Below are 15,901 nucleotides of genomic sequence, written 5' to 3'. Positions count from 1 at the left end.
AACCAAGTCAGGCCACATCAGTACAACGGTGGTTTGACGCCTGCAGAGTCTGAACGATTATTTCAGAATGACTCTAAGTCCTTGGCCAAAATTAGTTGACCACTTCACTCTGTGAGTTTAAAAGGCAGCATCAAAACGGGAAGTGGTGTAAAGGAAAGACCTATAGCAATGCACTACATCCATTACCCTGAATTACAATCAAAGCAAAAGACTGACAGCCCTATCTTTTGTCTTTCTCTATGCTCTTCCGAGTAAATCGCTTTTGCTTGATGTGTAACAAAGAGAAAGAACATTCTTACCACGAAGCGCAGTGCTTTCGAACTGGCAAGTTGGCATTCGAGCCGTTTTCTCCTCCCCTATCCATATCTTTAATGGTTGATGATTCAGCCTGCTTCATCAACCATTAATATACTTCAATAGCACTCGGTCGATGTTACTTCATCACCGCTTGTTGGAAACGGTTGCCTGCGATAGCACCACCAATCATTACCAGTAAATACACCCATCCAGATAATGAGAAGTTAGCAATCGGGGTGAACAATGCGCCGACATTACAGCCATTGGCAAAACGAGTACCAAATCCCATTAATAATCCACCTAAAGCAAAAAGCGCCAGCTGTTTAGCGGAGTGGTTTAGGGTAAATGAAAACGTAAATTTACCCATAAACAACACTGCAATTAAGGTGCCTAATAAAATAGCAAAGTTTTGCACTGACACGCCATGTTCAAAAAAGGGCGTGGTAAACATCGCTTCCGGTCGCTGGCTTATCTCGGTAATGGTGTTTAATTCAACCCCAAAGAACATCAATCCCTTTGCAAACCAAATACCAAAGGGTGTCGATGCTCCCCAGCCTGCGCCGGTAGTTGCCATCATGATGCCAAAGATAACCGCGATGACTAACGCGGTGGTGCGCATTTGCCAGAGGTTAGCGAACCAGTTTTGATATGTTTCACGGCTGAATAATGTGAATGAGTTATCTTCGCCATTTTGATTGCTTTGGCGTTGAATATTCTGCCGCTCAATTTCACCGGACACCCCTAAATATGAGCCATTGCGACGGCGAGTGTTTTCATACTTTTTGGCAATAACCACTACGCTTAACGCTAAAAATAGGGTCACTAATATAGACATGAAATAACCATTCAGCGGTGTACCTGCAAACACGTCCGGTAAAAACACGCCTTTACCTTGATAGCTTGCTGATGAAAACCACGAATCGGTTATCCAGCTTTGGCTGCTTTGTAATGGAAAGCCAAAGAAGACGCCGGCACCAAAAAACACCAGTGTTGTTGCAGCTCTCGGGACATCACTGACAAACTCCACCATCATGCCAGTTGCACAGCAGCTTGATAAGCTCATGCCAGCGCCAAACATGATGCCACCAATGAGCAGCCCAGCATTGATAGGATTAATCCATAAATCATAGTGCTGGCTGTCAGTATTAAGCAGTAAACCCGCATTGATGATTGCCGTGATGACAAACATAAACATCAGAGTTTGCAGTAACTGCGTTGAACCACGGCGGTAAGCTCGGTTAATACTACCGGCAAAACCAACGGCGCCTTTGGCTAAAGCAAAGCCTAAGCTGAGCCCTAATAACAAGCGTAAAAAGAGCCCGTCATTGGCTAATTGAGTCGCACCAACCACTAACGTCAACAGTAAAATTGTTACGGCCATCACCGCTTGATTCTTATTTATAACCACAACACTAACCAACTATATCTAATAACAAATTTTAAACAATAAACAAACAAAACATTATGTTTTTCAAACGCTTTGCCATTCCTGTCATTTAGGTTGCAGATTGTGGTGAATATAGCTGTTTCTGTCTATCGCTATAGCGTGTTTTAGATAGACCCCTTTGTAATAACTCATGCGCTTGTATTAAGTGGGGTGAGAATAAACTTAGATATTGGGGCGAGTAAATATTAGCAATTAACCTATCTGCCGTCGCTTTTATAATCCAAATATTGTTGTGAAGATGGAATTGCTAAAGTTCAGCCAAGGCGACTCACTCTATATTTAGAGCGAGCGCCAATAACCCTGACTCTGGGCTTAATTCTATTTTTTAACGTCTATTGCACTCGCTTTAAGTCGGTCTGTAATTGAGTGGCCGATATATTGATGGGCGTTTAACAGAATAGAAAAATGATTTTCGTTGGCCACCTTTTGTAATGTATGAGCAGCATCTTTTGGAGGGTTTGCCTCGGCAAAGGCGATGACTTTATTAGCGTCAAAGGCTTCGTCTTTATCACCAATCCATAAATCATAACGTTGAAGCTGTGCCAGCTGCTCATCGGGCGCTTCGGGAGTCAGTGCGTTAGACATATTAACGGTATTAAACGATACGATCTTAGGGTTATTATCTAAGACTTGTTGCGGAAAATGATATTGAACCGCCTTTGAATGCCCCATCAGTAAACCGCCACTCATCGCATTAGTCACAAAAGAGGCAACGCTGACAGTGCTAAACGAAAACGGCTTTGGTTCATCGTGATCGGTTTCTGAACGGAAACCAAAATACGGTGCAATAAAGAAGTAGCCATCGACAGAGGCGTGTTGATCCCAGCTTGAGTAATTGAGTATTAGCCCTGATCCCGATGAATGGCCGGCCATATAGAGTGGCAAGCTTGGGTAGCGTTGGCGTGCATATTCAATGATGCTATTAATGTCTTGCCACACTTGTTCCTTATCGGGGGCATCGCCCCTAGGACCAGATGATGAGCCGTGACCACGAAGATCGGGGGTGAATACCGCTATGTTAAATTCATCACGTAAGCCTGCGCCAACATGAGGATAAATAAGGCCACTGTGGGCGCCAGCGCCATGATAAAAGATCACCACCGCTTTGGGGGCGCTAGGTAAGTAAACGCGTAGTGCCAGTTTTTCACCATCGCTGGCGGCAACATAGTCGAGCGAGGGGATGGTTGTCAGCGGTGCGGTTTTTATTTCACTTAGAGAGAAAAAATCACTGGGGGTGCTGTCGGCGACAGCATCCTTTTCTGCTAAAGCTGCACTGTCGCCTGCAAAAGCGGGAGCCGCAGCGTATAGAAGGCTAGCGACGATGAAGTTGAAGGCTATTTTGTTCATATTGTTCTCTCCAAAAAAGAAATCATTAGGCCACTCAGTCCAATACTATCCTTGTTAGCCTAGCAAAAGCGTCCCCTAAAACGCGGCGCTTTTTGATTGACGGCGGATGGTCTAAAAGACATGCGATTTTAACCTTTCGATGAGGCATTTTCTGTCTTTAAAAACTACTTGGTCGTTAGCATCTATGTTAATGTGACTACACACTTAATAGCAACAAAATAACAACATGAAAATCAAGCGTGTCTCAGCATTAATGTTGCTCTGGATGATGGTTTTTTTTAGCGCTTTTTCAAACTCTGCTGAGTTTGAAACCCAGCTAACAAACACCACAGATATTGTCATTCAAGATACTGCGATTTGGCGTGGAATTAACACCGTGCCTGAATCACCCCCTGGTTCGCTTGAAGCGCTTAAACATTTATACCAAGCATCAACCCCCATCAAAACCTCATTGGTTAACCAATCGGGTACCTATGTCGCCCGACTAAAGCTGAATAATCAGGCTGCATTGTCAGCAAACTGGTTTGTCAGGATCAATGCTAATTTTGTCGATCAGGGTCTTGGATTTTGGGAGTCTGAACAATACCTAAATACTGCAGCGATTAACTTTTCACAACATGGGGATAACAACACGCCTAAGCTAATGCACACTCAGGCGTTTGAATTACCTTTAAGTCAGCAAGAAAGTGGCTACCTTTGGCTCTACATTAACGCTGAGCATTATGCGTTGCCACTGTCGGTTGATATTACTAACAGCGCCAATTTTTATCACAAGCAATTTATCACTAACGCGGTGACACTCTTTTCTATTGCCACCATGCTCACGCTGGCCACCATTGCTTTAATTCTGTATGTCAAAACACGCTTAATAGTCACCCTTGCCTGTTCAGCTTATATTGGCTTACACGGTTTAGGTTGGGCTGCAGCCTCGGGCTTAATCGATGATATTTTTAACATCCAAACGATCAATACCAGCTATCTTGGTATCGTGATATTTCCTTTTGCCATCGCTTCGGCCAGTCAATTTACTAAGTTATTATTTAACTTCGACTCTCTGCATAAGCGTCTGGAAAAGCTCTTTAATGGCCTGTCTATCGTTTGCCTGATTATTGGCTTTATCTTGCCGTTGTTAAGCTTTTCAATCGCATTTACTATTTCCCATATCATCGCGTTAATCTGGGTGCCGCTTGCCATTGTTATCGGCATAAAAATGCTGGCTTCTAATGATTTCAGAGCCAAATACTATCTACTGGGTAACCTCATGTATGGCCTGTCCATGCTTTACTACATCTTGTCTCATAGCGATGTATTAACGGGACAACGACATGCCGAACTCATCGTTATGTTGGCCTTAACTGGCGATTGTTTTTGTATACTGCTCTCTCTAGCGGCTTGGTTACAACAGAAAAAACAAGATTACTCCCGCACCTATTATCAAGCCCGAATTGACCCCTTAACGCATATAGGCAACCGCTACGCCCTGAGCGAAGCACTCGCTAAGGTCGATGACAACTACATTATTACCTTTATCGATTACGATGGAATGAAATTAGTTAATGACGAGATCGGCCACAACCAGGGCGATGCCTTATTACGCTATGGTGCTAAAACCATGACAAATGCCCTTGATAGTAAAGGGGAAGTGTTTCGTACTGGCGGTGATGAGTTTGTGTGGTTACTCAATGCTCAATTGTTTAGCGATATGCCGTCAGCCGTAGAAGACATTGGCCGGATGATGATGCAATGTCAAAACGCATTGCAGTCGAAATGGCCACACTCTGGGATCAGTTATGGAATAGCGCACGCGCGGGAAAGTAGCAATCAATCTGAATGTCTCGCCCTTGCCGATGAACGTATGTACCAACACAAGCGCAGCAAGAATAACCGTCCGCTCACTGAGAACGTCAACGGATAGATATTTAGCACATCAATCTCAGCGACTAACCACATTCCCCAAAGCCATCCGAAGCAAAGATGGCGGTAAAAAAACCTTCAGTGTTAATTTTCAGCTAAATACCCACAAATCATTTTATGTGCTCTTTTTCTCTTTAGCGACAGCTGAATAGACAAACGGCGTTACCACAATGTTGCCCACGTAACCGTTTGAATGCCATTAGGTAAAACTAATTAATAGCAATTGTTCTTAACATGTCAGCTTAAGGTTGAGGCTTACGATCTAAAAGTGGGATCTATTTCACAAATATGCCCCTAACTATCAGTCTTAAGGCCTACTTTTGCCTCTTAATTATGATTTAATTACCGTCCAATTTGAAAACACTGAATTCTGTATTATGAAAAGACTATTATTGTTAACTGCCTTTCTCTCTGTCAGCTCAGCCTATGCAGCGAAAGGGGATATCTGTACCAATTGCCCAGATATTACGCCTATTGCTAGTCGTGCCGATTTTGATATAACAACTTATTATGCGTCAGCTAATGCCGCCGATAACACTGATATGGTTGAATTTAAAAAGGCCATTAACAAGGATATTTCTACCCGTCATAAACAGCTAAGTTATGCTGAAGTGTGGACAGCATTGACCTTCACCGATGAAGATCCAGCTAATGCTAATAACGTTATTTTGCTTTACAAAGGTAACTCTATTCCTAAAAATCAAAATGCATCAGGTGTTAATAATCCAGATTACTGGAACCGTGAGCACGTATGGGCTAAGAGTCATGGTTTTCCTAAGAGTTCTCAGCATGGCTATACCGACATTCATCATCTGCGCCCTTCTGATGCGTCGATGAATTCTCAGCGTAGTAATAATGATTTTGATAACGGTGGCAATGCGGTCGCTGAAGCGCCAGATAATCTTAAAAATGGTTCTATTTCGTGGGAACCAAGAGAAGCGGTTAAAGGTGATGTCGCACGCATGATGTTCTATATGGACACTCGTTATGAAGTCGGCAGTGATACTGATATGCCAGACCTTGTCTTGGTCGATAGAACGGGGACAGCCACAAACAGTGACAATTCCAAACCAGGTGAGATGGGTAAGCTATGTACCTTGCTTGAGTGGCATGCTAACGATCCCGTTGATGCTTTTGAGCGCAATCGTAATGATGTCGTATTTGAATATCAAGGTAACCGTAACCCTTATGTCGACCATCCAGAATGGACTGACTTTGTTTATAATAACAAGTGTAGTGACGTTCCTGGTGTGACCCCGAGTGTGAGTATTGCAGCAACTGAACCTGTGATTGAAGGTGATAGCGTTACCTTAACGGCGACGGCAAATATTACTGATGCCATCTTCCTTTGGGAGCAAACATCAGGGGTTGATGTTAAACCTGCAGATACCGACAGTGCTACGCTGACTTTTATTGCACCTAAAGTGACAATGGATACGGATTTCGGATTTAAAGTCACGATTACCGATAGTCAGGATGCTAAAGCAAATAATGAAATTAGTATTACCGTAAAAGACAAATTTACAGCCTCGCCATTTAGATTAGATATAGCAGCCGTTTCGGTTGTGAGTGAAGCACAGAAAGTGCGTCTTATGGGCTCAAGTAACGGTGATAAGCCCACTTATCAATGGACTCAGACTGCTGGGCCTAAAGTGAGTTTGGCAAGTACCACTCAGGCAGAGTTAGTTTTTACTGCACCAAGTGTAAGCCTTGATTCAGTGGTGAGCTTTAGCCTTACCGTTAAAGACTCACTCGATCAAACGATCACTAAAACAGTAAATCTCACCGTGAGAAATACTGATTTAACCACGCCAACCGAGCCCACTAAGCCTACTACTAAATCATCAGGGGGCGCGCTGGGGTCATTATGGATTGGAGTATTGGTGTTACTGGGCCTAAGAAGACGTATTCGTTAAAATGATGGTATTAAGATATGGTTAGCTTGAAAATTTCCATGACTTGAATTTATCCCGTAAAAAAGCCAGTCGGTCTCTCCGTCTGGCTTTTTACTGGCCGCTAATAAACCCAAGCTCATTATTTCAACTTAATATTTTGGCTTATCAATAATGCGCCATACGTTGCTTCTCAGCTTACTCTGAGAAGTTATGAAGATAGTATATTGAACACATTTTAGTATATATACCCGCTCACTATATTAGCGTTCAATACATTATGTATGTATGAATCAAACAGTATCGAGTGATGTTAGAGATATTACCAAATGCTCAGCTGATTTTAATATCATCGTTCTACGCTCAAATTCACTACATGCACTAAATATCAGTTACCTAATATTCAACGGTGTGCTTTTACAACTTAATTGTCTCTTTTTGTAACGTATTATGTGTGAACCTGATCACGACCATTAATATTGAAGCCGATACAATTCAGTTCAGTTAATTAAAAGTTATTAAAAAGTAGCTAATTAACCATTTAGTAAATTACTGAAATACTGAGGCGTTTTATTAAAATGTTTGTAACAACATAGCGTAATGATTTATTTAGACACTTTTATCTTATAGATGGGTTATCTATAAATAGTTTAAATAATTTAATTATGGGTTGGTTACCAAAAATTTTAATAACTTATTGAGATTGATTATTAATTACAATATTAATACTCGTCACCACTCGCCTCAGTCAATATATGTGCAAATAATGCAAAATTAAAATAATACGGGGTTGAATATGAAAAAAACTACTCGCAGTGTACTGTGTTTAGCGGTACTTGCTGCTTTAGCTGGCTGTAGCGATGATGAGACTATAATTAATACCGACAGTGGTTATGCGCCAGTAGCCACACAAGGTAAAACACTCACCAATACACCTGACATCATTGTAAAGAGCCAAAACGAAGTCGACGAAGTCACCATCACTATTGGTGCAACATCAGATCTCCACGGCCGTATTTTTGGCTATGATTATGCGCTCGACGCGGTAGATTCTGATGCTGGTTTAACCCGTATTTCTACCTTGCTTGAAACGGCAAAAGCAAACAATCCAAATATGATTTTGATCGATATCGGTGATACCGTTCAAGGCAACTCAGCTCAACTGTTCAACGATGATCCAACTCATCCTGTCGTGTCTACCTTAAACTCACTCGGTTACGATCTTTGGGTGCCTGGTAACCATGAGTTTAACTTCGAACGCAGCTTCATCGACCGTAACCTGAATCACTTCAATGGGGCCGTGGTATCGAACAACATTAAATGGGAAGAAAACGATGTTAACTACATTCGTGCTTTCCAAATCTTCGAAGTTGATGGTGCTAAAGTCGCTATCGTGGGTGTGAGCCCATCAAATATCCCTAACTGGGAAGCGTCTGCACCAGGACACTTTGCAGGTCTTAAATTTGATGAAGAGCTGGCATCTACACGCGCTGCAGTTGATAAGTTAATCGCAAAATTCAATCCTGATGTCATCGTTGGTGCCTTCCATATCGGACGTAGCTCTGAAGGTGGAGCTGGTGTTCATAAGATTGCGGCTGAAATGGCTGATAAGTTCGATGTCATCATTGCCGGACACGAACACGCTACGTATATCGAAAGCATCCAAAAAGCGGCTGCAGGCGAAGAAATAACGTCAACCGACATCTCTGTTGAAGGCGGTGATACGGCTGAAGATAAAACACTGTCTGGCACTTATGACGAAACCAATCGTGCACAGAGTGTGAAAATCATCGAACCTGGCAAATGGGGTTGGGCGCTGGCTAAGGCTGACATTAAGCTTAAAAAGAACACCGATGGCAAGTGGGAGATGGTTGATACGACGCTAAGCAATGTCACCTCTAAAAATATCGAAGAAAGTCAGATAACAAGTTCGCAGTTCCAGTATGTTCATGACATATCTAAGGCCGATGCTCAATTGGTTCTGGGTCTAGTCGGTGGTGACTTTACCCCAGGTGTTGGCGCCGATGAAGCTGTACATGAAGATTACAACCATGAAGCGGGTCGTCTATATTCAACGATTCATACTGCTAAGGTCATGGATACGCCGTTAATGGACTTCATTAACCAAATCCAGATTGAAAAATCTAAAGCCGTCGTCTCTGCAGCGTCTCTATTCTCTGATAGCTCTAACCTGATTGATGGCCAAGAGTACGCTAAGAAAGATTCCACTAATCTGTACAAATATGACAATACCCTCATCGGTATAAACATGACGGGTGCAAACCTGAAGCGTTATATGGAGTGGTCTTACACTTACTTTAATACCTATAAAGACGGCGACATTACCGTATCGTTTAAGAAAGGTGCTAAAGCTTACATGTATGATCAGTTCGACGGTAAGATTGACTTCGTTGTCGACCTCGCTGGCGAGGCATTAACGATGGATGAAAACAATACCGTCACCAATGAAGGTAACCGTATTGAGATCATCGAAATCGATGGCAAACCATTCGATGCGACGGCGACATACAAGGTTGCTTTAAACAGCTATCGTTGGGGCTCAAACATCAAGAAGTTTGGTTGGGCAACGGGTGACGATGTTTATTATGACTCAGTCAACGAGTCAGTTTACGCTATCCGTGACATGCTAACTGAATATGTTGAAGAGAATAAAGGTGTTAATGCCAGCGACTTCACCAATCCTAACTGGGAAATTAAACAGTATCAGGATAATGGTGCTATCACCTTGCTACGCACAGACAAGGCCGAAGGTCAGGCACTGTGGAATAGACTGATAAGCAAAGAAATCTGTGTCAACATTGACCCAGACAACCCTAAATACCCAGGGATTTTGGACGCGGTCAATGTTAATGACGTGAACTCTTACTTTGTCAATCCGACTCAAGATTATACAGGTTGTGTCACTGACTAAATCGCACTCAACAAAGGCCTGGTAACAGGCCTTTTTTCTATTTATAAAAATCTGTCATTATCCCAATTGATTGCTGTGTTAGAGGCATCAAGATATTTTTTGCTCAGTTTAGTGACCAATAACCTATGCTAAAAAAATTATGTTAAAAGACTTATGCTAAAAGACTATCGATTCACCCTATTCATCGCCATTGTTTCAACCCTGATCTTCTATATTTCTCCCAGTTTGAGCGACAGTTTGAAACCTAAGACGCCGCTGCAGCAAGAATTTGTAGAAGCCCGCGTTGTCGCTGTGATCTCTAATAATTTGGCCCCAGATGCCAGAGTGCCCTCCATATTGACGGGCCTACAAGTGATCACCGCAGAAATATTAGAAGGAGAAGAAAGCGGTAAAGTGGTCGAAGTGCAAAACCCCCTTAGCAGGCAACATAATGTACTGGTCGCTGAAGGCGACGTTTTTATCATGATGATAAGAGAGACCTCTAACGGCACCGTATATTGGGCCTACAACCACAAGCGCTCGACAGCTATCTACTGGATGTGTTTTGCCTTCCTGTTGTTGCTGCTCTCTTTCGGCAAGAAAGAGGGATTAAATTCTGTTGTGTCACTCTACTTCACCGCGGCGCTCATCATCGGTGTCTTGATCCCCGCCATTTTTGCCGGGTGGAATCCTGTGCTGATCACCATCATCCTGATGGGATTGAAGATTGTGGTCAATTTCATTCTGGTATCGGGTTATAACAAAAAGAGCTTCTGCGCTATGGGTGGCACCTTGCTTGGCGTCATTGCGGCCGGCATTATGGCGCAGGTATTTGGCGAGTTTGCTCATCTTTCCGGTATCTACTTAGATAAAGGCGAAGATGTTATCTATTTGGCCACTCAACCGATTCAAATCCGCTGGTTAATGTTTGTCGCCATCATGATTTCAGCTCTTGGCGCGGTGATGGATGTGGCTATTTCTATTGCATCCGCTTATAACGAACTGAAAATAGCCGACCCTAAGCTCAGCCCGAAACAGCTAATGAAAGCGAGTATGAATATTGGACGAGATATCATGGGTACCATGACCAACACCTTGATACTGGCGTTTGCGGGCAGCTCTTTAACCACCATTATGATGGTTTGGGGTTTGGATATGCCACTGAATCAATTTATTAATACCCCTATTATCGCATTAAGCATCATTCATGCTTTGGCTGGCAGTGTCGGCATTGTATTAACGATTCCTCTTACGGCTTGGCTCGCTAGATATATGCTCAGTGAGCCCGCCCCCGTTGCCGAAACATCTCAACCAACGTCGGCGAATGGAGTTATTGAAAAAGTGGTTACGCCTCGGCCAACCACAGCAGAAGCTCAATAGCAGAGTCTATTATCCGTGAGCGCAGCGTTCTGTTATCCGTGAGCGCAGCGTTCCGTATCCGTCAGCGCAGCATTCTGTCATCCGTCAGCGCAGCATTCTGTCATCCGTCAGCGCAGCATTCTGTCATCCGTCAGCGCAGCGTTCTGTTATCCCTGAGCGCAGCGTTCTGTTATCCGTCAGCCCAGCGTTCTGTTATCCGTCAGCGCAGCGTTCCGTATCCGTCAGCGCAGCATTCTGTTATCCCTGAGCGCAGCATTCTGTCATCCGTCAGCGCAGCGTTCCGTATCCATCAGCGCAGCGTTCCGTTATCCGTCAGCACAGCGTTCTGTTATCCGTCAGCGCAGCGTTCTGTTATCCCTGAGCGCAGCGTTCCGTTATCCGTGAGCGCAGCGTTCCGTTATCCGTGAGCGCAGCGTTCTGTTATCCGTGAGCGAAGCGTTCTGTTATCCGTGAGCGCAGCGTTTTGTTATCCCTGAGCGCAGCGTTCTGTCATCCATCAGCGCAGCGTTCTGTCATCCATCAGCGCAGCGTTCCGTTATCCGTTGCTTCCTTTAAAGGCTTAACTTTAATGATACGCACCAGAAAATGATGAGTAATCCAAATAGCCAAAGAAGTGCAGACAACCGCCATCAAAATGGAGCTAAAACGATAGCAGATAGAGAAGAATGCATCTTTTTGCTCAGGAACAAACGACGTCGTCAGTGGCACTGTTAAGGCTGACATGGCTGAAAAACCGATACCCGCTTTGATGTCCCCTAACGCTAGCCATCGACAAAAAAAACCAGCGGCAATCGCATAGGCTAACAAAAACAGTAGCGCATTATTAGACCAGGTATATAGCGTCAGTTGGATCAACATTCCCGCAAAGCAGCCGAGAAACGTGCCAATAATACGGATCTTTGCGACCGCTAATGAGCCAATCAACGTCATAGGCGTTAGCACGATAAAGATTGATGCCTGTGCTGACAAAGAGTCATTTAAATCTGCAACTTGAAACAGAATGAATGCCGCCATTGCAATCAACCAACCTAATAACGCCTGACGCACCAAACCGCTATGATCTTTACGCTGGGTATCAACATGTGCCCTGCTCTTTGCTGCTGCAGGTTCAGCGGTGAGCGCCGAAGCGGGTAATCTACTTTGCTCAGGAAACAGATAAAACGCCAAGCCAACAATGGGCGCGGTGACGAATGTTGACGCAATCAACCCCATAACGAACTCTTCAAGATCGAATCCATTGTAGCTAGCAAAATTCAGTAAAATAGAGCCGATTAATAGCCCGATATAGCCGAAAAGATAAGTGCTTTTATGGGTCATCGCGATACATTTAAACATCAGCATCAGCCCTACCGCGAGCGTCATAAGCAGAGGATAAGGTTGTAAAAAACCAACGATTAACGCCACTTGAATACAGATCCAAACAACGCTAATGATCAATTGCATGATAATGCCGCTATTCCATCGATCAATTTTAGTCAGGACGAACATTGGCAACAATGCGGCAAAAAGACCATACCACCAACCAAAAACCAGCGTCACGGCTAAGCCTGTCACACTGCCAAACCATATACGCTGGGTTTTTCTTAAAGTATCTACTTTCAAAAGAGGGGTTCCTTGGCGCTAGATAGATTAATAGATGTAATGCAGAAAACTCACCGTCTTAATTTGAGCTTGGCCTAACAATGCCCATAGCCAGTTGTCTCTGGGATACAGCACGACAGTGGCGCGCGAACCGATAAACAGTTGCTTAGGCAATGCAATATTACTGACTAAATTGACCCGCACTCGCTGCGCATCACGCACCCAGCGGTTGTTGGTTTCTATGTTGGTCAATTGACCATTGGGGCTTTGCTGCGCTGCTGCGACCCCAAAATCACGGCTCTGTATTTTCAACGAATAAACTTCACCAGGAAAAGCATCGAAAGCCACTAATGCAGCGGTTCCCTCATCTAATAGTGCCACCGCTTTTTCGCGAAAATCAGCCGCTATCCACAATGAACCCGTCGGGATAAAGGTCATTAAGGGCTGGTTAGTACTGGCTGTGCTGCCGACTTCTAGCTGTAGATTGGTAATAACGCCATCACTGGGGGCCATTATTTGTGTATGTGATAGATTGAGCTCTGCTTGCTCTAAGCTGTTATTCGCTGCGCGTACCATACTGCTTTGCCCAGGTGACGTGCCTAACTGCACGCGCAGTGCTCGTCGTTCTTGCTGAGCGGCATGCAGGTTAGATAACGACACATTGTTATTCGCCAGAGAACTATCAAGCAGCGAGGCTGATACCAGTTTTTTACCAGCAAGCTGCCGAATACGTTGATATTCACTGCTGGCATTATCAAATGCCGCTTGGGTGGTAGCCACATTGGCGTCACCCGCTTCAACTTTGGCGTATAAAGCACTTTCTTGCTCGTGGGCCTGCTCTAGCGCCACATTGGCCTTATTGACTGCCAGTTGGTATTTACGCTTATCAATCGTAAAGAGGCTATCTCCCTTACTGACCTGCTGATTATTTTCAACCTGTACACCGATGACGTTGCCACTGACTTCAGATGCTATCTGAATGACATACCCTTGTACTCGGCTCTCGGTCGTTAGCGGGGCATAACGATCGGCAATCACAATGTAACCAAGAAGAACAATAAAAAGAATAATAAGACTTTGCATCCAACGACGAAAAGCATGTTCAGCAGTTTGCATTAAACGGTCCACGGTAACCTGAAAGGGACGCTATTATAGAAACAGTGGATTAGATTAAGTAGAATGACAAATAAGACACTTACAACCTATAGGCAGGACAATGAAGCTAAGTATGGATGATCTATACCTGTTTGTACTCACGGTTCGACATGGTGGGATCAGCGCGGCAGCGAAACATCACTCTCTGCAACGTTCTAAAGTGAGTCGCCGCTTACAAGAACTTGAAAAAGCGTTAGGTTGTCAGTTATTGATCCGCACCACGCGCAAAATTGAATTAACTGAAAATGGTCGATTGCTATACGAACAAGTTAATCAGCCACTCAGCAGTGTGGCCCAGGCAGCGAACTTACTGACAAATCAACATAAGTCATTGCAAGGTGCATTACGCATAGCTGTTCCTGCTGCACTGATCACCTCCAATCTGTTTACCTCTCTGTTGGAAGATTATCTCGAACGCTTTCCCGATGTATTGCTCGATGTGGTTAATAGCCAGGAAAGTCTCGATTTAAGGCGTGAAAACATCGATATGCAGCTATTACCTAAAGGGGTAAAAGTGGCCAATGAGGATTATGTTCAACAAAACTTGTTGCGGTTTCCGAGCTGCTTAGTCGCCTCTGCCGATTACCTCAATAGTCATGCTGCGATTACAGAGCTATCTCATCTGTATGACCATCCGATCATGGTGAGCCGATATAACATGACTGCGTTACCAGGCGATCTGAAGATCCGACTCTGCTCCGATGATTTAGGATTGATACAGCACATGGCCATCACAGGTAAAGGTGTGGCCTTGTTACCGGTCATTTTGCTCCAAGATGCACTCAAATCCGGTAAACTTGTGACGATTCTACCTCGGGAGAAATTCACTGATATAAAATTAACTTTGATCTATCCATCACGTGAATTTTTGCCAGAGAAAACCCGTGTATTAGTACAGCTATTACGAGAAACGTTTACCGAATCAAATATCAAACTGTCGGTATAACGAGTGTTAGATTATGCGTTACCGAAGTCATTTATCCATTGTCGATTATCGAGTGCTGTAACCCTGATAAATCTTGTGACGAGAATGGCAACAATCTACTTTTTGGTGCAGCCCCTATTCATCCAACAAATTAGTGACGGCATCAGCCAACCACATTAAAGCAGGGCCTCTGGCCTTTTGTTTTGCCATTACACGATCAATCGGCACGCGCCATGGCTTATGATCAAAGCTTAAATTCATGCGTACCATTTCCCCTTGGTGCTCATATCGCTCTGCCATATAAGCTGGAATATAACTCCATCCTAGCCCTTCTTTTACCATGCTGTTAATCGCATTAAAGCTATTGCCCCACCAGATATGTGAAGAGATCTCGGGGCTGTGCGCCAAGGCTTGTCCTTCAAGGCCACGGATCAATAGTTGACGCTGTGGGATCAAATCTGCTGCGGTAACGATATCCATTTTTGCCAGTGGATGCGCTGGGTTCACTACGCCATTGAACGGCAAGCTACCGACGTAACACAAATCCACCTCTTGGGGAAAATCGTTACTGGCAAACATCAAACCTAAATCAGCTCGTTCTGTATGCACTAGCGTTAACACATCGGGGGTTGAAACGGCGTAAAGCTCCAAGATGGTACCTGGGAAACGCGTTGCAAACGTGTTCAACAAACTCGTCACCACCGGCAGCAACGCATCATCTACCGCCATTTTTATCTGTGTTTCATGGGAAGAATTTAAGGCATTAGTCACAGAGTCGAGTTCATACGTTTGTTGCAGGATAGCTTGCGCAAACGGCAATAGCCTCTCACCGTGAGCCGTTAATGAGGGTTTGCGGCTGCGGCGATCAAACAGCGTGGTATTGAGCTCAATTTCAAGGTTTGCGATCCCCTGACTCACCGCCGACTGTACTTTACCCAGCTTACGAGCACATGCCGAGAATGACCCTGATTGTGCCGTTTCAACAAACATTCTCAGCTGCTCTAAATTATACATATCACTTTTCCCGATAGTAACTGACTTTATTCTTACGC

10 protein-coding genes are annotated in these 15,901 nt (G+C 44.1%); 5 read left to right on the top strand and 5 right to left on the bottom strand.

Features of this window, described 5'->3' with window-relative positions; translation table 11 throughout:
* Positions 1-433 precede the first annotated feature (433 nt).
* Both L2729_RS19935 and L2729_RS19930 read right to left on the bottom strand, forming a co-directional pair.
* Positions 434-1,705, bottom strand: a complete 1,272-nt coding sequence (locus L2729_RS19935) for a YeeE/YedE family protein (RefSeq protein WP_248989826.1) — start codon at positions 1,703-1,705, stop codon at positions 434-436.
* 357 nt (positions 1,706-2,062) lie between these two features.
* Positions 2,063-3,091, bottom strand: coding sequence for an alpha/beta hydrolase (locus tag L2729_RS19930; protein ID WP_248989825.1), 1,029 nt, complete (start codon positions 3,089-3,091; stop codon positions 2,063-2,065).
* A gap of 226 nt (positions 3,092-3,317) precedes the next feature.
* On the opposite strand from L2729_RS19930, the gene L2729_RS19925 reads away from it, so the two are divergent.
* The 4 genes from L2729_RS19925 (at position 3,318) to L2729_RS19910 (ending at position 11,188) form a co-directional block, all read left to right on the top strand.
* On the top strand, positions 3,318-5,006 hold the full coding sequence (locus L2729_RS19925; RefSeq protein ID WP_248989824.1) for a sensor domain-containing diguanylate cyclase: 1,689 nt from the start codon (positions 3,318-3,320) through the stop codon (positions 5,004-5,006).
* Positions 5,007-5,382: 376 nt separating this feature from the next.
* Complete coding sequence (locus L2729_RS19920; RefSeq protein ID WP_248989823.1) at positions 5,383-6,921, top strand: endonuclease; 1,539 nt, start codon at positions 5,383-5,385, stop codon at positions 6,919-6,921.
* A gap of 772 nt (positions 6,922-7,693) precedes the next feature.
* Complete coding sequence (locus L2729_RS19915; RefSeq protein WP_248989822.1) at positions 7,694-9,829, top strand: bifunctional metallophosphatase/5'-nucleotidase; 2,136 nt, start codon at positions 7,694-7,696, stop codon at positions 9,827-9,829.
* Positions 9,830-9,982: 153 nt separating this feature from the next.
* Positions 9,983-11,188, top strand: a complete 1,206-nt coding sequence (locus tag L2729_RS19910) for a YibE/F family protein (protein WP_248989821.1) — start codon at positions 9,983-9,985, stop codon at positions 11,186-11,188.
* 519 nt (positions 11,189-11,707) lie between these two features.
* Here L2729_RS19910 and L2729_RS19905 read toward each other — a convergent pair.
* A complete protein-coding gene (locus L2729_RS19905; RefSeq protein WP_248989820.1) occupies positions 11,708-12,790 on the bottom strand; it encodes a DUF2955 domain-containing protein in 1,083 nt (360 codons plus the stop codon).
* A gap of 27 nt (positions 12,791-12,817) precedes the next feature.
* Positions 12,818-13,885, bottom strand: a complete 1,068-nt coding sequence (locus tag L2729_RS19900; RefSeq protein ID WP_101093139.1) for an HlyD family secretion protein — start codon at positions 13,883-13,885, stop codon at positions 12,818-12,820.
* A gap of 100 nt (positions 13,886-13,985) precedes the next feature.
* Here L2729_RS19900 and L2729_RS19895 point away from each other — a divergent pair, with 100 nt between their 5' ends.
* A complete protein-coding gene (locus tag L2729_RS19895) occupies positions 13,986-14,870 on the top strand; it encodes a LysR family transcriptional regulator (RefSeq protein ID WP_248989819.1) in 885 nt (294 codons plus the stop codon).
* A gap of 114 nt (positions 14,871-14,984) precedes the next feature.
* Here the strand turns inward: L2729_RS19895 and L2729_RS19890 are convergent, their stop codons facing one another.
* A complete protein-coding gene (locus L2729_RS19890) occupies positions 14,985-15,863 on the bottom strand; it encodes a LysR family transcriptional regulator (RefSeq protein ID WP_248989818.1) in 879 nt (292 codons plus the stop codon).
* Positions 15,864-15,901: the final 38 nt, after the last annotated feature.

This window comes from Shewanella gelidimarina (genome assembly GCF_023283945.1).
Taxonomy (GTDB): domain Bacteria; phylum Pseudomonadota; class Gammaproteobacteria; order Enterobacterales; family Shewanellaceae; genus Shewanella; species Shewanella gelidimarina.
The sequence above is the reverse complement of the archived record's forward strand: the minus strand, read 5'-3'. Positions and strand labels throughout refer to the sequence as shown.

Coding starts and splice junctions, on each gene's coding strand:
- L2729_RS19915 (WP_248989822.1), top strand. CDS start 7,694: ATGAAAAAAACTACTCGCAGTGTACTGTGTTTAGCGGTACTTGCTGCT.
- L2729_RS19925 (WP_248989824.1), top strand. CDS start 3,318: ATGAAAATCAAGCGTGTCTCAGCATTAATGTTGCTCTGGATGATGGTT.
- L2729_RS19900 (WP_101093139.1), bottom strand. CDS start 13,885: ATGCAAACTGCTGAACATGCTTTTCGTCGTTGGATGCAAAGTCTTATT.
- L2729_RS19895 (WP_248989819.1), top strand. CDS start 13,986: ATGAAGCTAAGTATGGATGATCTATACCTGTTTGTACTCACGGTTCGA.
- L2729_RS19920 (WP_248989823.1), top strand. CDS start 5,383: ATGAAAAGACTATTATTGTTAACTGCCTTTCTCTCTGTCAGCTCAGCC.
- L2729_RS19910 (WP_248989821.1), top strand. CDS start 9,983: ATGCTAAAAGACTATCGATTCACCCTATTCATCGCCATTGTTTCAACC.
- L2729_RS19890 (WP_248989818.1), bottom strand. CDS start 15,863: ATGTATAATTTAGAGCAGCTGAGAATGTTTGTTGAAACGGCACAATCA.
- L2729_RS19930 (WP_248989825.1), bottom strand. CDS start 3,091: ATGAACAAAATAGCCTTCAACTTCATCGTCGCTAGCCTTCTATACGCT.